Source organism: Alistipes intestinihominis (assembly GCF_040095975.1).
Classification (GTDB): domain Bacteria; phylum Bacteroidota; class Bacteroidia; order Bacteroidales; family Rikenellaceae; genus Alistipes; species Alistipes senegalensis.
On the sequence record NZ_JBBMFL010000001.1, the window covers coordinates 405,739 to 427,446 of the forward strand.

Here is a 21,708-nt window from a genome sequence, read left to right on the forward strand (position 1 = left end):
GCCCCAGGCGGAGTTCATAAAATCGTCGGGAACGTTTTCGGGAACGCTCCCATTTTATGCAACCGCTCCCATAGGCGTTCCGGTTCGTTTTTGCGCTCCGGGGAAATGCGGAAATTCCCAGGCATGGAATTTGATTTTTGACATAAACTGCGTATCTTGCTTCAAATTTTTTCGTATTCATGGCACAAAACACCACGATAAAAGACATCGCACGGGCGCTCGGAATCTCCAAATCGACCGTGTCGCGTGCGCTTGCCGACCGTTTCGATGTCAAACCCGAGACCAAGAAGGCGGTGATGGAGATGGCGGAGAAAATGCACTACCGCCCCAATCCGTTCGCCCAGAACCTGATCAAGCGGCGCACGAAGATTATCGGTGTCGTAGTTCCGGAGTTCATCAATTCGTTTTTTGCCCGGATCATCATCCAGATCCAGACGGTTTTCGAACGCGAAGGCTTTCATGTGCTCATCACCCAGTGCAACGAATCCGCCGAGGCCGAACGGCGCAACCTGCAACTGCTGGAAGAGAGCATGGTCGAAGGCATCCTGATCTCGGTTACAGAGAAAGGACGCAATACCGATTATTATAAGGAATTGATCGGCAGCGGCATTCCGCTGGTCTTTTTCAACCGTGCCGCCACGGACGTTGCGGCCAGCCGCGTTGTCATCGACGACTATAAATGGGCGTTTTTCGCTGTGGAGCATCTGATAAACGTCCGTCGCGAGATGGGCCAGCCGATGCCGCGCATCATGCATTTCCAGGGCCCTTCGGAGATCGACCTCTCGGGGTTGCGTTACCGGGGCTATGCCGACGCCTTACGCAAACACGGCCTCCCGGTCGATTCGTCGCTGGTCATTCGCTGCGAATCCATTACCCGTGAAGAGGGCTTCCGGATGATGAACCGCTGCATCGTGCAGGGAACGGTCCCCGACGCCCTGTTCGGGTTCAACGACCAACTGGCCATCGGTGCTATGAAAGCGCTCAAACGCAAAGGATTCCATGTCCCGCAGCAGGTTTCGGTGATGGGTTTCACCGAATCGCAGTCGGCGCTGGTCACCGAACCTATGCTGAGTTCCGTGGCGCAGCCGCTGGACCGGATGGGGGAGACCGCAGCACGGCTTTTGCTGGAGAAGATTCAGAACCCTGCTTCGGAAAACCGAACCGTCGTGCTCGAAGGACTGCTCAACGTTCGTGGTTCGAGCGACCCCAAAATGCTCGATGCCGAGTAGTTCCGTCCTTTCCTTCCTCCTTCGGACGCTCCTTTTTCGGGAACGATTCCGAAAGATTAAACCGTTCCCGAAACCGTTCCCGCTGATTTATTGCCGCCGTCGGTCCCCGAAAAAGGTTTATTCCGAATATATTTGTTTCTGCAAGGCTCTTTCAGGGCCTTCCGATTCGGAATATTAACCTAAACCAACCGATATGAAAAGATTTTTCTGTCTATTCACGGCATTGACGGCGGTCTTGTCGCTCTCATCCTGCATGGAGAAAGAGGATACGCCCCCGCATTTCGTGCATGTGGAGAGCGTAAGTTTCGACGTTCCGACGCTCAGTCTCCCCGAAACCAAAACGTACAGTTTGCAGATTATCTTCACTCCCGAAGACTGCGGCAACAAGAAAATCACTTGGTACAACACCAATCCTGAAGTTGCGACGGTCAGCTCCGAAGGTCTCATCACGGCCAAGGCCGAAGGTGTGACCACCATCGGCATTCAGACCAGCGACATGCGCCGCACGGCGGAGGTGGAGGTGACGGTTACGCCGTTCATCGCCGATGTGCCGATCACTTCGATCACGCTCAGTTCGACCTTTCACGATTTCTTCGTGACCGACGATCCGATTGCTTTGACTGCGGCCGTCACACCCGAGAATCCGTCGATCCCTACGTTGGAGTGGCTTTCGTCCGATGAAGGAGTGGCCCGCGTATCGCAGGAGGGTGTCATTACGCCTGTCGGACACGGCCGCGCCACCATTACGGCCAAGGCCAATGACGGCAGCAAGCAGAAGGCCGAATGCAAGGTGACGGTATCCGGAGTCAAGGACCGTAATTATGACGGTGCGGACGAGTATTATAAGCTGATCTATTACCCTGTGAATATCGAAGTGACGCTTTCCGACGGTACGAAAGCGACGCAGACCTGGCTTGACCGCAATCTGGGAGCCAGAAAGGTCGCCGAATCGAAAGGTGATTACGAGGCTTACGGTTCGCTGTTTCAATGGTCGCGCAAGGCTGACGGACATGAAAAAACCTCATGGTCTGATGCTGCTGCGGGGGCATTGGTGAATGGCATTGCTTCGATTAATGAACGTGTCCCCGATCGGGCGAATGCCGGGCACGATAAATTTATTCCGACGAATGCAGAACCCAATGACTGGGCTTCGCAGTCTTCGACGCAGGAAACGGGTCTTTGGGGCGGAAAATACACCGACTATGAATGGCATGCGCCTTTGACCGATGAAACGAACATTAACAATCCCTGTCCGGAGGGTTATCGGGTGCCGACTGTCAACGAATTCTTGTCCATGGCCGGAGCGATTCTGAATACGACGTTGAGTTATAATAAGAAATATTCGATCAGCGATCCGAACACCGTATTCGCAGAATCCGATTTGCACTTGCCTTCATCCGGCGATATGCTTTACTCGTCATCGTCGGCAAATACGGAAAATGGAAATTCACGAGGTGTTTATTGGACGAATTCCTCCGCTGCGAAAAAGGGCGATAACTACAATAATGCGAACCGTTTGCTTTTCATGAGCGGACAGGTGATCGTGAATCCTTACCAGCGTACCAATGCGTACAGCATCCGTTGCATCCGCGATACGCCTCTTGAAACGACCTCTCTGGAGGATTGACCTTAAAATGTAACTTCAAAAAGGGGAGGGTAGGTTGAAAACCTACCCTCCCCTTTTGTAAATATGCGTCCGCTATTTGGTTATGCGGAAGCTGTTGAGCCAGAACTGCTGAGTCACGCTGCCGACCTTCACGCAGGCCAGGCGGATCTGTGTGGTCTGATCGGCGCCGTAGACCGTCAATGTCTTGGTCTCCCAGCCGTCGAATCCTTCGCCGGTCGCTCCCGAACTGGCGTTGGGTATGAACCCGTCGAGCTGGACGGTGGCTTCCGTTACGCTTTCTGTCGCTGAGAAGGAACCGGCACCCGTGATTTTGAAATAGGCGCTTTGCTTGTTGGCGGCGTTGCCCGTGAGTTGAGCCTCGATGGTGATGTCGGTCGGCGTTGCGCCCAGCTCCGTCAAAGCATGCGTCGTGATGCCTGCCTCGTAGGAGCCCGTGCCGAATTGGAGGCAGAAGTACTTGGCATAGACGCGGCCATCGAATACGGCCCAGTTGTCCTTGTAGGCTTCCAGTTTGTTGGCCCAGTCTACCGAAGTGTTGACCCACGAGAACGTATCCTCGAAGACGACCGTGACGGGTTTCACGCTGCTCGGGACGACCTCGATGTCGTCCACCTCGTAGCGGGCCTTGCCCTCTTTTTCCGTGCCGTCAACCGTGGCGTAGATGATCAGGCGGTCGGTCGGTTTCACGTCAGGCACTTCGAGCGATACTTCGGTCCATGTCTGCGGAGTCGCCGATACGGGAACTTCGTCGGCCGTGAAAACGAGATTCTGCGTCAGCGTATAGGCGTTCGCATAGCTTTTCAGGTCGGCGTCGGTGACTTCCTCCGGGACGATGCCGACCCGGACGACCGCCTTGTCGATCGTGAAGACGGAGCCGTCGGCATTGGGTTCGTTCCAGTTGCCGAGGCGGAACGAGATGCGCACGGCAGCGGCTTCGCTCAGTCCGCTCAGCTTCGGCGTCACGAGGAACCCTGCTTGTTTAGCACTCCCCAGTTTGATGTAGCCCGGATATTCGTAGGCGCGAAGTCCGTACCAGCCGCTCACCCCGCGGTCGGCCCGGAAGGCATCGCTGTGGGTGTTGAAGACATCGGACGAACCGCCCGTGTTGGCATTGGTCAGGGTGTTCGCTGCGGCATCGGGAGCGACCGTGCCGCCGACGCTCGCCGGGCGCAGGCCGTAAGCCTTGAACATATGGTCGCCGCACCATTTCAGCCGGTCGAAACGCATCGAAACCAGTGCGCCCGGCGTGGCGGTCTGCGTGGCGGTCGTGCGGCTTTCGAGGAAGACGTAGGGCGAATCCTCCACACCGTCGGTCGTGCTGATCGTCTGCACGGCCAGCTGGTAGGTCGTCGAGGGTTCGAGGCCGCCGAAAGTGAAGATCGGGGTCGGGAATTTCGCATCCAGCGTGAATTCCGGCGACTGCTGGACGGGTTCGCCCTCCTTGTCGGTAAACAGCGCCGTCCGGTATTTGTGCGTCGCTTCGGCGGGTTCGTCCCACCCGAAGGTCAGCACCGTGGCCGATGCGTCGATCAGCGTGAGGCCGACGGGCGACGGGGCGTATTGGATCTCCTCGCCGCTCTGCGTCACGCCGAGCGTTGCGATCACCTCGCCGTCGATGAGGAATTCGACCGTCGCGGGGCGTTCGGCTCCGGTCTGGTTGCGTTCGGCGGTGATCGTCACCGTCGAGGTCCCCGCATCGCCGCCTTCGGGCGCGAACGATAGCCAGCCGGCTTCGCTGCGGACGCTCCATGCGGCGTTGGCCGTCACTTTCACCGGCTTGTCTTCGCCTGCGGTGATGAATTCGAGCGATTCGGGGTCGGTCGTGAGCTCGGGTTCGAAGTCGCCGGGCTTCTCGGTGACGTGGATCAGCCGGAAGCGGTCGATGAACCAGCGGTTGTTGGCCTCGATCGTCGAACCGATGTAGATCTGCGTTGCGGCGGTGGCCCCGAAAATCTCGAATTCGTGGACGGTCCATTCGTTCCAGCTGCCGATGCTGAAGACCTGTTCGGTGTTCGATGCGTTGCCGATGGTGCCGCCTCCGACGACGCGGATGCACAGTTGGTCGTTGTCGGGTTTGTTGTTCAGCGTCCAGCCGGCCAGCGTCAGTTCGACGGTGATGTCCTTGGCTTCGCTGCCGATGGCTTCGAGTTTGGGCGAGAAGAGCCCCGCGCCGCCGTTGGCCCAGCCGCTCTTGAGGCATCCGGTGCCGCTGGCCGAACCCGCCGAACGCGGATAGGAGGTCGCACGGCCCGATTCGATCGTCCAGCCGTTGGTCGAGGAGGGATAGTTGCTCCATTTGTCGATGCGCGTGCCGTCGGAGCCCGTCCAGGCGTCGCTCTTCACATAGGCGGCGTTATTGGCCCACGAGAAGTCGTCCTCCCAGAGCACCGTCTTGATGTAGTTGACGACATCTTCGAGGAACGTGATCGTCTCGCCCGTTCCGTCGCCCTCTTCGAGCGCGGGATCGTCGATGCGGTAGCCTGCCGAGGCGCTTTCGAAGCGGAAGAAGACCGCCAGGCACCCCTCCTTGATGAAGAACGGGATGCGCACCGTGCTCCATTTGCCGGCCTCCGCCGAGGCGGGCAGCGTGTATTCCACGGGGGTCCATTGTACGCGGTCCTGGCTGATGCAGAGTTTGAGATCGCCGGCGGAAGGCGCTTTCGTGTCGTTGCTTACGCCGAACGAGAAGATGAAGTTGTAGTCGCCCTTGGTGGCGATGCCGCCCAGCGTGAGCCAGCCGCCTTCGCCGAAGAGGACGTTGTTGCCGCCCGACGCCCCGTCGTAGGTCGCCGAGGGCGATCCGGCGTCGAGGGTGGCGTTCTGACCGTCGTAGTAGGTCTCGTCGATGCCCATGCCGCGCAGGTTCCAGCCCCCGAACTCCGTGACGGAAGAGCCTGCGCCCCCGTCGCCGAAGTCGTCGCCGTAGAAGTAGACCCGTTCGCCGATGCCGGCCTGCGAGAGCGTCACGGTCGTCGTGACGTTGCGGTTGGTGACGAGTTTCAGTTCGGCCGAGCGGGCGTTGCCGTCGTTGCGCTGCACCGTCACCGTGAGGTCCGCGCTGCCGTTGCCGCCTTCCCGAGCAAGGGTGAACCAGGGCTCTTCGAGCCCGGTTCCCTTGTCGTAGGTGACCATCCAGTAGGTGTTCGACTTGATGCGGATGACCACCTCCTCGCCGTTGTAGGTCAGACCGCGCGCGTTGGCGCTGTAATAGGAGGCGTCGGTTTCCAGATAGACATCGTTGAGCGTCTTGTCGTCGTCGGTGCAGGCGCCGAGTGCCGCCAGCAGCACGGCGGCGATGCCCGACAGGTATGTTTGCAGTTTTTTCATCGTTTACTCGCTTTTACAGGTTCTCGATCTGTGCGGCGAACTCCTTGGGACGCGACATCGTCTCGGTGTACTTGTTGCCGAAACGGTCGGTCACCTCGATCGTGAGCGTCGAGGTGGCGCTCGAAGCGTTCGCTGCGAAGAGGTGATAATTGTTGCTCGAAGTCAGCACCTCGGTGTAGGTGTTGTTCGAGTTTTTGTAGACGCGCGTGGCGTCGTAGGCGTAGGTGTGCAGCGGGTCTTTCATGTAGACGCGCGTGGGGTTGAGTTCCACGCCGTTCTCCTTCACCGAGACCTTCCATTCGGGGTCCCAGCCCCAGACGTTGATGTAGACCACGTTGTTGCCCACGTTGGCGTAGTCGTTGCGGTCGGGGTAGTAGCGGATCATGTTGCGGATGACCGAGTTGTTGGCGAAGAAGGTCTTGACGTTGTTCATGTCGTAGGTCCGCAGCTGGAAATCGCGCGGTTCGCCGTAGCCCTTGTAGTACCATTCGAGGTCGGTGTCCCGGAACTCGTAGACCCCCATGCCGCCCGGCGCGCCGTCCTTGCAGATGTGGCCGTTGCTGTAATAGCCCGTCCACCACCACGTCGCGCACGAACCGCCCGTGTTGTGCTCCATCAGGCCGTTGCGGATCTTCATCGTCGTGTTGTTGTGGGTGTGTCCCGAGATGATGTGCACGTCCGTGAAGTCGGCGAGCAGCTGGTCGAGCACCGTCGAGTGTCCGTAGGCCATCGACGGGGTGATGTCGAGCGACGAGTTGTAGTAGAACACCTGGCAGTGGGTGCCGATCACCAGCGGGGCGTTCTTGTCCTTGACGGTCGCCAGGTCGGCTTTCAGCCACGCGAGCTCCATCTCCGTGAAGGCGGAGTTGTAGGAGTGGTCGCCCGGAGTCCGGGTCGAGGCGTCGGCCCCGGCGTTGAGGTAGACCGTGTTGTCGAGCATGATGAAGTGCGCCTTGCCGATGTTGAACGAATAGTAGGTCGGCCCGAGATTGTCCTTGTAGGGCTGTTCGGCCGTGTAGTCGTCGTTGGCGTATTCGTCGTTGTCGTGGTTGCCCGGGACGTGGTAGATCAGGGCCGGGATGGCCGAGTCCTTGAGCGTGTTGGTGTAGTCGCCCAGGTTGTACTTGTTCGAATTCCAGTAGAGGTCGAAGGTCATGTCGCCGACGTTCATGATGTAGACCTTTCTCGGCGAAGCGGCGATGTAGTTCTTCACCTCGGGAAGCATCAGCTCCTTGTACTGGGCGATGTCGCCCAAACGGTTGGCCAGGTGGATGTCGGCCAGCACCAGCAGGTCGAAATCATCTTGTCCCGGGGCCTCGACCAGCTCGAAATCGACCTGTTCGCACGCCTCCTCGCCGGGGGTCACCGGACCCCAGATCAGGGGCACGGAGTTTTCCGACTGGGGTTCGTAGCCCGAAGGCACGCTCATGAAGACGTAGCCGTGGTGCTTCTTCGAGGCGAGGTAGTAGCAGCCCGCGTCGTCGGTCGTGGTGACGACCTCGCCGTCGGAGACGACCACGCCCGCGACGGGCAGCGAGCCGCAGAAGACCACGCCCTTGACGTTCATGCCCTCCTTGTCGGGGATTTCGATGTCGAGGCTGCGGCGGAATTTGAGGATGCCCAGCACCTGGCTCTCCCGCCCGCGGTGCACGACGAGGCGGTAGGAGCCCGTCGGGATCTCCTGCGGTACGGCGAAGGTGACGTAGGCGTGGTCGATCGCTTTGAGCGTGAGCGGAATCTCCGTTCCCGTGGCAACGTCGGCCAGCGCGAGCGCATCCCCTTCGGCGAAGCCCTTGCCCTGAATGGTCAGCTCCTTGGTGGTCGAGGTGTAGAAGGTCGATCCGGGGACCAGCAGATCGGTGACGAGCCGGTCCCTTTGGGCGGTGTTCTCCGTCGTGTCGTCGCTGCATCCGGCGGTCAGGAGCGCCAGCACGGAGAGGAGCGTTGCGATCCGGTATCTGAATTTACGGTTGTTCATGGTTCATTGCGTTTTTTGAGGTTCTTATATCTCGGCGATCTGCCAGAAGCTGATGCGCGGGGCGCCGCCCTTGGCGACGGTCGTGCTCTCCGTCGAACTGCCGTTCACCATGCCGTTGCCGGCGTTCCAGTTGCGGGTGACGCGGAAGCGGATCGTGAACTTCTGCTTGCTCTTCATCTCGTCGGGGAGTTTGAGGATGAACTGCTGCAACTGGTGGCACGAGTACCAGTCGGGTGAGATGATTTCGCCGATCTTGGTGTACGCCGACAGCGGGCCGTTCTCCTCCTCGCCCCACTCGATGTCGAAATACATCGGGCCGGTCTGCGAGCTGGCCAGGGCGAAGGTGAGGTAGAGGTCTTTCGACGCGTTGGGCGTGAAGTCGTTCACGTGGAAGACCCAGCACTCGCCCTTGTAGCCCTCGGGGGCGTCGGTGCGGTTCATCGTCGAGGCGGTGCAGTCCCAGAAATACTGGCACGAGACGCAGGCGAGGACGTTGAAGTTCGTGTAGCTGTTCGACAGCGCCGGGGAGATGCTCTGCGAACCGTCGCTCTTGACCGTCACCGTGGCCGGGGCCATGCGGGCGTAGCTCCAGCCCCAGTCCATCGAGATGCCGCCGGCGCCGGCCTGCACGGCCGACCACATGGTCGTCGTGAGCTGGCCGCTGCCCACGCGCGGCGTCAGTTTGTCGTAGGTGTTCGTGTCGTCGAAGGGCCCGAACTGGATCAGCGTCTTCGACATGCGCGTCGAAGCGTCGGACGACACCCGGTTGTCTTCGTGCCGGCGCAGGCGGATGATGTAGACCTCGCCCGTCGATTGCTTGTAATACTTGGTGACGATGCCCGTCAGCGGTCCCGAGCCCTCGGGAACGAGCGCGGCGAAACGGTCGAGGAACCACGTCGTCGTGTAGAGCTTGCAGGTGTTGCCCTCCTCGTCGCGCAGCAGGTGGCCGTAGAAGTCGTTGCCGTCGCAGAAGGGCATCGCCGTGGCGTTGTAGGCGATCGTCGCGTAGGAGGGCGTCGATTGCGTGTAGCGTTCGTCGATGTTGCAGTAGGTGCCGGCGGGCTGGACGAACTCGACCTTTTTGAGCGTCACGAGCGTGTTCTCGTAGTTCGGAAGCTCGGCGATGCTCTCCAGTTCGACGGGGGCGATGCCCGTTCCCGCCTCGTCGCGTTCGAAGACCGAATTCGAGGTGAAGGCCGCCACCTTCAATGAACGGGTCGTTGCGTCGGTGACCAGCTGCTGGCCCAGCAGATGAACTTTCAGACGCTCGTTCATGCGGAACGTGTTGTCGTTCGTCGAGGCGAACTCGAAGAGCAGGCCGCGGCGGCTGTCGTCCTGAAGCGTCATGACGTTGAGGTCGAAGTTGCGTTTCTCGCGGTCGCTCGTCACATAGCCCTCGACCCATACGTTGTCGGTGATCTTGCCTGCGTCGGCGTAGCGGGCCACGGCCTCGGCGACGGTCAGCTTCTCGCCGTTGTTGGGGTCCTGCGCCGTGTCGAACTGCACGATCGTCAGGTCGGCGTAGAGCTTCTCCATGTTGGTGCCGATGGCCTGGAAGCGCACGACGCCCGTGCGTTCGCCGCCCGTGTTCGGAGCGACGATCAGCTCCTGGGCGGCATCGGCCGATTCGCCGAAGGAGATCCATCCGGCGGCGCTCTCCAGCGCCACGGGTTTCCAGCCGACGTTGGTTTTCAGCGGAACGGTGATCGTGCCGCCTTTCGAGGCGGTCATGATATGGTCGGAGCCCATGTCGAGGGCGATCGACGGATCGACGCCCGACTGCATGACCTCGAAGGACTTGACGACCCGGCCGCCGATGACGACGTTGACCGTGCTGTAACGTGTGTAGGCTCCGTCGTTGGCCGCGACGGTGACCGTGAAGCGGCCGCTGTCGTCGCCTTCGTCGGGCCAGATGTCGATCCACTCCTCGTCGCCCGTGTAGGCGGGTTCGATGACCCACGGGCCCATGTTCGAATACATCTCGACGGTCAGCGAACCTCCATTGACCGTGTAGGAGAGCGATTCGATCTCCTCGCCGAAGTAGAGGTACGGGGCGTCGGTGTCCTCGTCCGCGGTGCATCCCGCGGCCAGCAGCGCAACGGACGCCAGAAGCCCGGCGAGACGGTATTTCGTATGCGATATGATTCGTTCGGTATTCATTGTTCGGTGTTTTTCGGGATTACTGCTTGCGTGCCCACCAGAGTCGGGTCTTCATGTTGTCGGGACCCTGGTTGGCAATCGCCTTGAGGTAGTTTTCGTGGTTGGTGTCCACCGTGGTCACCGGGTAGATGAAGCGCGTGGGAAGCACGCCGTCGTTGGCCGTGCCCTTGCCGATCTTGAAGTTGGGATAACCCGTCCGGCGGTACTCGTGCCACGCCTCGTAGCCCTCCCAGAAAAGGGCGATGTACTTTTGGTTGAGAATCTGTTCCAGCGTGTTGTCGAAGGCGACGATCTGCATGAAGGCGTTCTTCTGCGCCTGCGTGATCTCGTAGGTGGGCGAGGGGTTGATCTCGTCCCAGTAGTCGATCGACGCCAGCACCGCCTGCTCGTAATACTGCTGCGCCGCGGCGCTGCCTCCCGGGATCATGCCGCGGAACGCCGCCTCGGAGAGGATGAACAGCACCTCGTCGTAGCGCATGAACGTATAGGGCGAGGTGTAGTCGCCCAGCACGTCCTTGTTCAAGTAGGCGCAGTTGGTGGCGTTGGTCTCCGTGGTGGGGTAGCCGCTGACCAGCCCCGTCCATTCGTTGTTCTGCTGCACGGCGTAGATGCCCAGCCGCGGGTCGTTGGTGTTGTTCATCAGGTTGACCAGGTGTTCGGCCATGCGGTGCGAGTTCGAGGTGAAACTTTGCAGCGTCGTGGTGCCGAAATGCCCGATGAAGGGATCGACGTTGGTGTAGAAGAGCGCCGCGTTGTCGGCGTTCGACGCCATGACCGGGTAGCGCGAGGGGTTCGAGACGATCTCGCGGAGCTTCTCGCTCACGCCCATCTCCGCGTCGCGGTTCTGCAACCGCATCAGCAGCCGCATGTGGAGCGAGTTGGTGAACTTGCGCCATTTGGCGATGTCGCCCTTGTACATCAGGTCCTTGTTCGGGTAGCGCAGCGCCCGCGACGGATCGTAGAGCGAGTTGGCGCGTTCGAGGTCGGCGAAAAGCTGCGTGTAGACCTCCTTCTGGGTGTCGAACTTGGGTTTGAGGACGTTGTTGCGCCCCTGGAAAGCCTCGCTGAAGGGGATGTCGCCGTAGATGTCCGTCCAGTTCGAGACGAACAGCGCCCGCATCGTCAGGGCGATGGCCTCCGAGTTGGCATCCCCGTTCTTCACGGCCTGTTCGATCATGTGGTCGGAGTTGGCCGCCCAGCGGGCGAGGTGGTTCCACGTGCCGCTGTTGTAGCTGTCGCGGATCATGTAGCGGTGGACGTTCTCGGTGTACATCTGCACGGTGTACTGGATCAGCTCGTTGTTGAGCAGCCACGTGCGGTAGACCATGCCGTCGGCTCCCGTGAAGAGAATGTGCTCCAGCAGGTTCAGCGGGTGTACGTCGCCCATCTCCATCTGGTTCTGGTTGGTGTTGTACTCGTCGAAATTCGAGGTGCAGGCGACCGGGAGAAGGCCCGCCGTGCAGATCGCCAGCGTGTATCGTAGTATGTTTTTCATAGTGCGGAGTCGGTTTTTAGAAGTCCAGTTTCAGGTTTATGCCGTAGGTCCGGGTCATCGGGTAGGCACCGGCTTCGATACCGCGCGAAATGGACGATCCCACGGCGTAGCCCGCCTCGGGGTCGTAGAGCGGGAAGTTCGTCCAGCAGAAGAGGTTGGTGGCGTAGACGCCGACGGTGATGCCCTGGAAAACCCGCGTTTTGGAGCAGAGGTGCCGCGGCAGCGAATATTCCAGACGCAGCTCCTTGAGCTTGAGGAACGAGGTGTCGAAGACGTTCTCTTCGGCGTTCTCGCGGGCGTAGACGTAGTTGGTGTAGTGATCGACGATGTCGGTCGTGATGGTGGTGTTCTTCGAGTAGGTGCCGTTCTCGTTGAGGTTCACGCCCGGGACGATCATGCCGGCGTAACGCCCTTTGAGCGAGTTCTTCAGCTTGCCCTGATAGGCCAGCGCGAAGTGGGTCATCGAATAGGTCTTGCCGCCCCACTGGGCGCTGAACGACAGCCCCAGCCGGAACCCCTTGTACGACAGCGAGTGGCTCATGCCGGCCGTCCAGTCGGGGTAGATGCTCCCCAGGTCGAGCAGTTCGTCTTCGGTCGAGGTGAGCCGGGCGCTGCCGGTCTCGGCGTCCACGACGATCTGGTTCGAGCAATCGACGTAGGAGCCGTCGGCATCGACGTAGAACGCCCCTTCGGGAGCCCGTTCGTAGCCGCGGCCGTAGAGGCGTCCCAGCTCGGTGCCGGGGTAGGCGCGGATGTAGATGTTGCCGCCGACGGTGATGTTGGGGTTGAGGTTCCACATCGCCACGCCGTCGGCCAGCTCGACCAGCTTGTTCCAGTTTTTGGACCAGTTGGCGCTGATCGTCCATTCGAACTCCTTGGTCTTGACGGGCTGGAAGCGCGCCGAGATCTCGACGCCGCGGTTGCGCACGCAGCCGGCGTTGACGACGACCGACGTGGCGCCGACGGCCTGGTCGATCGGCACGGTGATGATCTGGTCGGTGGTTTCGCTGTGGTAATAGGCCACGTCGAAATTGAGGCGGCTCTTGAAGAGCTTGCCTTCGAGGCCCACCTCCCAGCTCTCGACGTTCTCGGGTTTGAGGTAGTAGTTCTGGATCTCGCTGCTCAGGTAGTACGAGCTGGGGAAACCGCCGTTGGAGTAGACCGACACCAGTTTGTTGGGCGAGGTGTCGTTACCCACGTTGGCCCACGAGCCGCGGACTTTCAGCAGATCGACCCACGGAGCGTGTTCTTTGAAATTGAACACCTGGTCGAGCAGCACGCTGGCCGAGACCGAGGGGTAGAAATAGGAGTTGTTGCCCGGGGCGAGCGTCGATGACCAGTCGTTGCGGCCCGTGATGTCGAGGTAGACCATGTCGCGCCACCCCAGCGACAGGAAGCCGTAGAACGAGTTGATCGACTTGGTGTAGCGGTAGGAGCGGTAGACGGGCGAGCTGATCGAGTTGGCCATCTTGTAGACGTTCTTTTCCAGCAGTCCGTCGGCCGTCTGGGAGTAGATGTTGCGGCGTTTCCAGAGCATGTTGTTGCCGCCGAACGAGGCCCGCATGTCGAAGTCGCCCATTTTGCGCGTGTAGGAGAGCAGGAAATCGCTGTTGACTTCGAGCGACGTGACCGTCTGCTCCTTGTAGTAGCCGTAGGGGTAGCCGTTCGAATACCACGGCTTGCGCTGCGTGCGGAACTCGTTGTTGAAGTCCATGCCGGTCCGCAGGTCGAGCGTCAGCCCCTTCGCAAGGTTGATGTTCAGGGCCATGTTGCCGAACACGCGGTCGCGGTCGAGGGTGTTGAGCTGCTCGTAGACCTGCATGTAGACGTTGTCCGCATAGGTCGAGTTGATGAGCAGCTGGGGCGTGCCCTCCTCGTACATCCGGTCGATGCGGCCGTAGGCGTATTCGCGGTAGTAGGACGAGACATCCACCACGTTGGGGTTCCAGATCAGGGTGTAGAGCGGCGATGCGGCGCTGTAACCCGACATGGGCATGTTGTCCGAATTCTTGCGGTAGTAGGTCACCTTGCCCGTCATGCGCAGCCACTTGTTGAGCTGGCTGGTGATCGACATGTTGAAATTCTGGCTGTCGTAGCCCGTGTTGGGGACGATCCAGTCGTTGCGCGAATCCTTCACCGAGAAGCGCGCCGAGGTGCCTTTGCCGTTGTTGTAGGAGAAGGCGATGCTGTTGTTCCAGGTCACGCCCGTGTCGAAGAAGCCTTTGTACCAGTCGCGGTAGACCCACGGCAGGCGCCGGTACATGTCGGTGTCCCAGTTGCGCGACTCGTACTGGTAGAACTGCTGTCCGTCGAATTTGGCGCCGAAGGCCACGCGCGAATAGATGCGCCCGGTGCTGGCAATGCCGTCCTCGGCATTGGCCGCCGGAACGCTCCAGTAGTTGTAGTTGCGCTGCTGGTCGAGGTTCGAGCTGTTGCCGTTGCCGGCGCCGTATTCGCTCTGGAAGTCGGGCCAGAAGCCGGCCTTTTCGAAGGTCACCGACGAGTTGAACGAGATGCCCAGTCCCGGGGTCTGGCGTCCCGACTTGGTGGTGATGACGATGGCGCCGTTGGCCGCGCGCGAGCCGTAGAGGGCCGTCGCCGCGGGGCCTTTGAGCACCGAGACCGACTCGATGTCCTCGGGGTTGAGGTCGCTGGCGCCGTTGCCGTAGTCGATCGGGGCCGTGGTGTTGAAGGCTTGCGAACCCGAGTTCGACGACTCCATGTCGCTCGAAATGGGCACGCCGTCGATGACGAACAGCGCCGTGTTGTTGTCGTGCGTGAGCGACGACTCGCCGCGCAGCGTCACGCGGATCGAACCGCCGGGACCCTGTCCCGCCTGGTCGAAATTCAGTCCGGCGACCTTGCCCGCCATGCCGTTGAGCCAGTTGCTCGAAACGGTGTTGTTCAGGGCGTCGCTGCCGAGCTTGGTGACGGCGTAGCCCAGCGACTTTTCCTTGCGGGTGAGGCCGAGGGCCGTGACGACAACCTCGTCGATCTGCTCGGCGGATTCGCGGAGCGTGATGTCGAAGGTCGTCCGCGAACCGATCTTGACGGAGGCCGGTTCGTAGCCGATGAAGTTGACGAGCAGTTCGTCCGTCTCGGCGGGCGCGGGGATTTGCAGCGAGAAGGCGCCGTCGATGCCCGTGCTGGTGCCGAGCGTCGTGCCCCGGACGACCACCGAGGCCCCGACGACGGGTTCGCCCCGCGCGTCGATCACCTTGCCGCTGATCCGCACCGGTTTGGAGGCGTCGCGCTTGACGACCGAAAGGTAGATGTTCTGCTGATAGACCCTGTAACGGGTGTCCGTCCCGGCGACCAGCTGGTCCAGCACCGCGGTCAGCGGTTTGTCGGTGACATCGATCGTGAGGGTGCGTTTGATATCGACCCCTTTGTCTACGATGAAATAGTAATTGATCTGTTTCTCGATCTCATTCATAATCTGCTCCATGCCGGCATCGCGGAACTTCAGCGTCAGCTTGGGGTTCTGGGCGTGCAGTTCCCCCCCCCAGGTGGAAAGACAGAAGCAGCTTATGAATAAAATTATAAACAGGCATTTAATTTGCTGAATAAAATTTTTATTCATAAATTTGTCAGTTAGTGGTTGTTAGGATTGGTTCGAATTCTATTGGCCGCGGTGCCTGCGGGTGGTTGCAACGCCTGCGGGCTTTTTTATGCGGCATACCGTGGGTCAGCTGTCGTTCATGGGCTATCTTGTTTTAAGGTTTTGTTCGGGATCGTTTCGGTTCACCGGATGGTGATCGTGCCGTTGTCCGCCGATTCGTATTCGAACGGAGTGATCTTTTGGAGCGCCCGCAGGGCGTAGTCCAGCCCCATGGCGACGGGAATCTTGCCGCGGATGATGTTCAGCTCGGGACTCGCCGTCTTTTCGATGGCGATCGTCACGCCGTAGAGGCTTTCGAGCCGCGCGATGATCTCTCCGAAGTTATGCCCCGCCAGGTTGAATATGCCCTCCGGCCAGAGGTAGTCGTCGGTGTTTTCGATGCTCCGCAGGGCGAGGCGGTCGCCGCTGAGGCTGACGAAATCGTTCGTGTTCATCACGATTTCGTCGTCCCGGGTGAGCTTGTTCGTTACGCGGAGCCGGCCCCGCAGCAGGGCCGTGGAGAATTCGCGGGCAGCTTCGTCGGCCGCGACGTTGAATTTCGTTCCCAGCACCTCGACGTTGCAGGCGAAGGTCTCCACGACGAACGGGCGCGCCGCGTCGTGGTCCACGTCGAACATCGCTTCGCCGGAGAGCTTCACCCGCCGGGTCTTGCCGAACCGCAGCGGGTATTCCAGCCGTGCCCCGGCGTTCAGGCAGACGGTCGTGCCGTCCTGCAACGTGATGTCCACGCGCTGTCCCGCGGGGGCGGCAATCGAGAGATACTGATTGGCCGTCTTCTCGATGACGACGCTCCGGGAGGCGTACCACGTTCCCGCGAGCAGCAGCAGGGCGGCAGCGGCCTGCATGCAGCGGCGCACGGCTGGCAGGCGGAGCCATTGCGGACGTGCGGCGGGCATCGGCCGGCCGGCGGGACGGGGTGCGTTGACGAGGGTGGTATTGTGGACGAACCACAGGGCGTTCAGCTCCTGCTGGTGTTCGGGATCGGCCCGCAGCCAATCCACGACGGCCTGTTCCTCCGCTTCCGAGGTCCGGCCGTCGATGTATTTGTACAACAATTCTTTTTCCATACATCCATAAGGTGCGTGGGCGCGGCGGATGGACACGGAAAAAGGGCGGATCGGGCTAAATAAATTTTATTAAAAACGCATCTCGCTGAGCAGCAGCGAAATCAGCCAGGCCGGAAGATAGTCTTTCAGCGCTTCGCGCATGATGCCCAGCGCCCGCTGGATGGCGGCTTTCACGTTGCGGACGCTGATGCCCGTCGTGTCGGCGATCTCCTGATAGGTCTTGCCGTCGAAGCGGCTGGCGACGAATATGCTCCGCATCGGCTCGGGCATGCGGGCGATCTCCTCCTGCACGATCGCGGCGACCTCCGAGGCGAAGAGCTGGCCGGGGTCGCAGGCTTCCAACGCCGTGATGCGGGCCTGAATGCTGTGATAGGCCGTGGTGTGGATTTGCTGCCGGATATTCAGCCGGTTCTTCTCGTTGCGCAGCCATTCCAGACAGCCGTGTTTCACGGCGCCCAGCACGTAGGCGGGGAGGCTCGCGGTGATCGTCAGCTCCGCGCGGTGCTCCCAGAGGTAGAGGAAACTGTCGGTCACGATGTCCTCGGCGACCATGCCGTTGCGGACGTACGACTGTGCGATCCGGACGAAACGCGGCTTGTAATCGGCGTACAAGGCGTCGAAAGATTCGCGGGAGATATGTCCGTTCGGGCGGTTCATGGAGAGGTATGATTATCCAAAGATATAATTTTTATCCGCATGAAAAAAATCATTTTGCAAAGTGCGAAGATAAAAACCCTCTGTTACGGAACCTTTACCGAACGATGAATCCGGATGTTACGATTGCAGCGGCAGGATGCCCGACCGGCGTGCCGCACGGCGGATCAGGCCGTGCGGGATCAGCCCGATGAGCGGCAATGCCAGGCGGTTCAGCAGACCGGGAACCAGCACGGCTTTGCCGCGGAACAACGCACGCACCGCCTTGCGGGCGAGTTTCCCGGGCGGCAGCATAATGCCCGACCGCACCAGGCGCCGCCGCAGTTTTTCGTTCAGATTGTAGAGGTCGGTATCCACCGCACCCGGACAGACCGCCGTCACGTACACACCGTAGTCGCGCAGTTCCGTGTGCAGGCCCCGCGAGAAATTTTTCAGATAGCGTTTCGTCGCCCCGTAGACATTGATTCCCGGATAGGCCAGCCATGCCGTTACGGAGGACATGTTCAGGATATATCCGTGCCGCTGCCGGCGCATATCCTGCCCGAAAAGGAGGCAAAGACGCGTCGGAGTGAGGACGTGCAGGGCGAGCATCTTCGTCGTGAAGCCGTTGTCGATGTCGAGCGTTTCGCCGAAACGATACATGCCGGCGTTGTTGACCAGCACGTCGATCCGGATGTTCCGTTCACGGCATGCCTCATAAAGCCTGTCGGCGGCATCTGCCGTTGCCAGATCCATCGGAATCGGACATATTTCCACGTCGTATTGCCGGGCCAGTCTGTCGGCGGCTTTGCACAGCGCCGCTTCTTCGTTGCTGACGATGACCAGCGGATAGCCGCGCGAAGCCAGTTCTTCGGCGTAGCAGTATCCGATGCCGGAACTGGCTCCGGTAATCAATGCCCACATGCGTTCCATGTCTGAAAAAGAAAAAAATCCCCGTAATCAACCGATCACGAGGATTAACCAGTGCCCAGGACAGGAATCGAACCTGCACGCCTTGCGGCACACGCACCTGAAACGTGCGCGTCTACCTATTCCGCCACCTGGGCATTTCTGGAATTGCGGTGTGCAAAAGTAATACTTTTTTCTGAATCGACAACTCTTTTTTCGAAAAAAATCTACTTGCTGAAAAATTTGTACTGAAACAGAAGCAGATAGATTACGGCTACGGAGATGTAGGCGTCGGCCAGATTGAAGATGGCGCCGAAAAAGTAGTTGTTGCTGTCTACCAGGAAGCGCAGCAGGCGCGGCACGCCATTCCACTGGAACAGCGGAAAATAGAACATGTCAACCACCTTGCCCATCATGAATCCGGCGTAATGGCCCCCGAACTGCGCCACGGTGTAGGGCGTCGATTCGGAGAAGATCACTCCGTAGAAGGCGCTGTCGAGGATGTTGCCCATGGCTCCGGCGAAGATCAGCGCGAGACCCGCGATCACCCCCTTGGGCGTATCCTTGCGCTTGCAGGCGAGGTGGTACATCAGCCAGCCGATGAATCCGACCATCACGATCCGGAAGATGCCCAGCAGCAGCTTGCCCCAGTCGAAGCCGCCGCGCGAGGCGATGTGCATGCCGAAGGCCGCGCCGTTGTTTTCGATGAACCGCAGCTGGAACCAGTCGGGCACGACCATGATCGATTCGTCGAGGTGCATGTGGGTCTTGACCCAGATTTTGAGAGCCTGGTCTGCGACGAGCAGCAACAGGATGAACAGCGATATTTTCTTGAAATTCATAATTACGTGGTATTCCGCGCCGTATGGATCGTTTATGCCGCCTCCGTGACCGAACGCTGACCGGGTTTTGCCGGGAACCGCCTTCCGGAGCCGGGGTTTGTCGTGGACAAAAGTAGTAAAAAATCTTATTTTTAACGGCTCCGGCTCGATTTTATCATCCGTGGGACTCGTTTTTGGCAGAAAAATTATACCTTTGAAATCTAAATATTTTGATGGATCATGAAGAGATTGCTACTCATCGGATGTCTGTTTGCGGCGTTTGCATGTACGAAAGAACCGGCGGAACTCTCCGGCGGCTCCGGCCCGAACCCTCCCCGGATCGTCGGGACCCCTACCTCCGAACTGGCCCTGAAAGGGGAGATCTCCATAAAGCTCACGCCCGAAATGGCGCAGGCTGTCGCGGTTGCGCAGGCGCAGCTGCCCGCCACCCGCAGCGGAGCCGTGACGCGATCGGGCGTCGGCACGATCGACGAGTTGCTGAATGAGATCGGCGCCGGGCGTTTCGAGCGCATCGTCGCCTACAATCCCGATTGGGAGGAGATTTACGACGAAACCGGCATGAACCGTTGGTACAGCGTTTCGTTCGACGAAAGCGTCGATCTCGGACAAATCGGCAGCCGTTTTGCCGCGCTGTCCGGCGTCGCTGTCGTGGAGTACCAGATCAATCCGAGATACATTCGCCCGATGAGCGTCGGCCCGGCCATTCCGGCTTCCGGGGACAATCTCTGCAAAATGGGCGGAACACGTGCCGCAGCGGCGATGAACGATCCTTTGCTGGAGTATCAGTGGCATTACGACAATCCGGGCCCGAATCGGCATTTCGATCAGCCGAAGGCGGGTGCCGACATCAATCTGCTCGATGCCTGGCAGCTCTGCACCGGCAGTGAGGATATTATCGTGGCGGTGATCGACGAGCCCGTGCAGACCGACCACCCCGACTTGAAGGCCAACATCTGGAGCAATCCGAAAAATTCGCAGGAACACGGCTTCAATTTCTGGGACAACTCCTCGGTGCTCGACTGGAAGACGCCCGCCAAGGAGGAGGACGGCACGGAGAGCTATGCCGATCACGGGACGCATGTGGCCGGTGTGATCGCCGCCGTGAACAACAACGGACGCGGCGTCTGCGGCATTGCCGGCGGCCGGAGCAATCAGGGCGGCGTGAAGATCATGTCCTGTCAGATTATGGGGAACAGCGAGGGGGCCAAAACCTCCAACAAGAACGTCAAGGCGTTCGAATATGCCTGGACCAACGGTGCGGTTATCGCCCAGAACAGCTGGGGGTATCTGCTGGAAGACAGCGACGGCAATCCGATACCTCCGGAGCAATTCGAAAAGGAGTGGAATCAGGGCTTCGGGTCGATGCGCGATGCGATCGACACGTTTATCCGGGGCGCGGCGGCCAAGAATCCGGATTCCCCGTTGCAGGGCGGACTGGTGATCTTTGCGGCCGGCAACGACGGCGATGTTTACGGGGACGCTGCGGTCTATCCGGCGGCTTACGGTCCGGTCATTGCCGTCGGTTCGATGGATTGGGGCTTCCGGCCCGCTTACTATACCGATTACGGTTCGTGGGTCGATATCACGGCTCCCGGAGGGGATGCCTATACAGCCCAAAGCGTTATCGACAAGAAATATTATACGAACGGGATGGTGATGAGCACCATTCTTTGCGACGATACGATGGATTATCAGGATGGCCGCAAAGACGACGATTATTGGTATGGATACGGCTTTATGCAGGGCACCTCGATGGCTTGCCCGCATGTCTCGGGCGTGGCGGCGCTGGGGCTTGCCTATGCGGCCCAGAACGGTAAGAAATATACGCCTTCCGAGTTCAAAGCGCTGCTGCTGAGTTCCGTTTACGGTATCGACGACTATTTTACGGGTTCAAAAAGGGGGGACGGTGTGATTGTTTCCGATCTTTCCGTTTATAAAAACAAGATGGGCGGCGGCTGTATCGACGCTCTGAAGCTGCTGCTTGCGATCAAAGGCACGCCGGCCATTTATGTGAAGACGGGCGAGGCTGCTACGGTCGATTTTGCCCGCTATTTCGGCGGCGGCAAGAGTGTCGTGGCGCTGGAGTCGGCGAAATTCGCATCGCCCTCCAACCTGGGGATCGACTCCTCGTCGGCCGTTTTCAACGGAACGAAGATCACGTTCGAGTGCTCCAAGACGGGAACTTCGCTGCTTACGATCACCGCCAAAGCCGGCGATACGACGATCGAGCGGGAGTTCGCCATCGTTTCGCGGCCCAACTTGGCTGGGAACGGCGGTTGGCTCTGAGAAGGGGCGCACGTGCGGCATACTTGCGGCGGGTCTTTCGGGGCCTGCCGTTTTTGTTTATTAATATATAGGTATAGAGGGCATTTTCGGATAAAATGAACGATTTTTCAAAAAAATATGCGGATTTATTTGCAGGTTCGAAAAAAGTCGCTACCTTTGCATCCGCGTTTGAGAAATAACGGTTCTTACAAAGGTTGAAAGTTTACAATAAAGGAGCTGAAAGCCGCGTAGAATCAGGAAATTTCAAAAGATGCAAAAGTTCTTGAAAAAAGATTTGCAGGATTAAAAAAGATGACTTATCTTTGCAGTCCTTTCGCACTACAAAATGCGAGACTTTTTCCAAAAGGTTCTTTGAATTACTGATTTTATTTTGAGAGAAAAATTGTAGTATTTATCTGTCGATTTCCTTTTAAGGATAAACGAATAGTCAGGACTCTAACAATACATTAATTTTCATACAATGGAGAGTTTGATCCTGGCTCAGGATGAACGCTAGCGGCAGGCCTAACACATGCAAGTCGAGGGGCAGCGGG

Annotated in this window: 12 protein-coding genes, 1 tRNA gene and 1 rRNA gene; 4 read left to right on the plus strand and 10 right to left on the minus strand. The window is 59.4% G+C overall.

The features are described from left to right. The first annotated feature begins 179 nt into the window (after nucleotides 1–179). Nucleotides 180–1,229, plus strand: coding sequence for a LacI family DNA-binding transcriptional regulator (locus WMO46_RS01565; RefSeq protein WP_129650763.1), 1,050 nt, complete (start codon nucleotides 180–182; stop codon nucleotides 1,227–1,229). Between the two features lie 193 nt (nucleotides 1,230–1,422). Further along, nucleotides 1,423–2,856, plus strand: coding sequence for an Ig-like domain-containing protein (locus tag WMO46_RS01570; protein ID WP_278963289.1), 1,434 nt, complete (start codon nucleotides 1,423–1,425; stop codon nucleotides 2,854–2,856). 72 nt (nucleotides 2,857–2,928) lie between these two features. Here the strand turns inward: WMO46_RS01570 and WMO46_RS01575 are convergent, their stop codons facing one another. The 10 genes from WMO46_RS01575 to WMO46_RS01620 all read right to left on the minus strand — a co-directional run bounded on the left by WMO46_RS01575 (nucleotide 2,929) and on the right by WMO46_RS01620 (nucleotide 18,889). Further along, complete coding sequence (locus WMO46_RS01575) at nucleotides 2,929–6,183, minus strand: BACON domain-containing protein (protein WP_302588013.1); 3,255 nt, start codon at nucleotides 6,181–6,183, stop codon at nucleotides 2,929–2,931. A gap of 13 nt (nucleotides 6,184–6,196) precedes the next feature. Further along, entirely contained in the window at nucleotides 6,197–8,161 is a 1,965-nt protein-coding gene (locus WMO46_RS01580) for a calcineurin-like phosphoesterase family protein (RefSeq protein ID WP_278963287.1), read from the minus strand. A gap of 24 nt (nucleotides 8,162–8,185) precedes the next feature. Further along, a complete protein-coding gene (locus WMO46_RS01585) occupies nucleotides 8,186–10,321 on the minus strand; it encodes a DUF5689 domain-containing protein (protein WP_278963286.1) in 2,136 nt (711 codons plus the stop codon). Between the two features lie 19 nt (nucleotides 10,322–10,340). Beyond that, nucleotides 10,341–11,816, minus strand: a complete 1,476-nt coding sequence (locus WMO46_RS01590) for a SusD/RagB family nutrient-binding outer membrane lipoprotein (RefSeq protein WP_278817632.1) — start codon at nucleotides 11,814–11,816, stop codon at nucleotides 10,341–10,343. Nucleotides 11,817–11,832: 16 nt separating this feature from the next. After that, nucleotides 11,833–15,399, minus strand: a complete 3,567-nt coding sequence (locus WMO46_RS01595; RefSeq protein ID WP_349093638.1) for a SusC/RagA family TonB-linked outer membrane protein — start codon at nucleotides 15,397–15,399, stop codon at nucleotides 11,833–11,835. 161 nt (nucleotides 15,400–15,560) lie between these two features. Beyond that, nucleotides 15,561–16,505 carry a FecR family protein gene (locus WMO46_RS01600; protein ID WP_302588008.1) on the minus strand — a complete coding sequence of 315 codons (945 nt, stop codon included), beginning with the start codon at nucleotides 16,503–16,505 and terminating at the stop codon, nucleotides 15,561–15,563. A 69-nt stretch (nucleotides 16,506–16,574) separates the two neighbouring features. Then, the gene (locus WMO46_RS01605; protein ID WP_195498105.1) at nucleotides 16,575–17,162 is read right to left on the minus strand and encodes an RNA polymerase sigma-70 factor; all 588 of its coding nucleotides are present in this window, start codon (nucleotides 17,160–17,162) and stop codon (nucleotides 16,575–16,577) included. Between the two features lie 117 nt (nucleotides 17,163–17,279). After that, nucleotides 17,280–18,062, minus strand: a complete 783-nt coding sequence (locus WMO46_RS01610) for an SDR family NAD(P)-dependent oxidoreductase (protein WP_302588005.1) — start codon at nucleotides 18,060–18,062, stop codon at nucleotides 17,280–17,282. Nucleotides 18,063–18,123: 61 nt separating this feature from the next. Further along, nucleotides 18,124–18,205: transfer RNA gene (locus tag WMO46_RS01615), tRNA-Leu, on the minus strand. Between the two features lie 69 nt (nucleotides 18,206–18,274). After that, nucleotides 18,275–18,889 (minus strand): lipoprotein signal peptidase, encoded by a 615-nt coding sequence (locus WMO46_RS01620; RefSeq protein WP_278963210.1) that lies wholly within the window; start codon nucleotides 18,887–18,889, stop codon nucleotides 18,275–18,277. 219 nt (nucleotides 18,890–19,108) lie between these two features. On the opposite strand from WMO46_RS01620, the gene WMO46_RS01625 reads away from it, so the two are divergent. Together WMO46_RS01625 and WMO46_RS01630 are read left to right on the plus strand one after the other, a co-directional pair. Then, nucleotides 19,109–21,175, plus strand: a complete 2,067-nt coding sequence (locus tag WMO46_RS01625; protein WP_278963208.1) for a S8 family serine peptidase — start codon at nucleotides 19,109–19,111, stop codon at nucleotides 21,173–21,175. 457 nt (nucleotides 21,176–21,632) lie between these two features. After that, nucleotides 21,633–21,708, plus strand: a 16S ribosomal RNA gene (locus tag WMO46_RS01630); the annotation flags it as partial.